Here is a 502-nt window from a genome sequence, read left to right on the forward strand (position 1 = left end):
AGCGGGCAGCGCGAGCCCGGCGGCCTCGGTGCCGGCGAGGCGTCGCGCGGCCGCTCCGGGGGCCCGGCGCAGCACCTCGGCGCGCTCGGGGCCGCCCTCGGGGAGGTCGCCGACCCCGGTCAGCGCCACCACCGTGAAGGGCAGCGTGCCCGGTGCGGGGACCAGGGTCACCTCGTCGGCGCCGCCGCCCACGCGCAGGGCCGCGGCGGCGTCCACCACGGAGGAGAGCCTGCGCTGCTCACCGGCGGGCAGCACGACGCGGCCGGCGCCGTCGCCCTCCGTCCCCTTCTGCACGGCGAGCACGAGGGCGTGCGCTGGAGTGCGGCTCAGGGACTTGTGCGTGGCGGTCAGCTCGATCCCCCGGGGCTCGAGCAGGTCCTGTACGTCGGGCATGGGTCGTCCTTTCGCTGGGGTCTGGGCCGGCGGGGCCGGGCTGGGCCGTGCGTGGCGGTCCCGGCCCGTCCGATAGGCGTGCTGTCGATCCTAGCCCCGGGTCCGCCCG

The 502-nt window shown here is 78.7% G+C and carries 1 pseudogene; it reads right to left on the reverse strand.

The features are described from left to right. Positions 1-393: pseudogene (locus RCG67_RS17575) on the reverse strand (leucyl aminopeptidase); the annotation flags it as partial. Positions 394-502: the final 109 nt, after the last annotated feature.

The sequence above is a fragment of the Kocuria cellulosilytica genome, from assembly GCF_040981245.1.
In the GTDB taxonomy this organism is placed as follows: Bacteria; Actinomycetota; Actinomycetes; order Actinomycetales; family Micrococcaceae; genus Kocuria; species Kocuria cellulosilytica.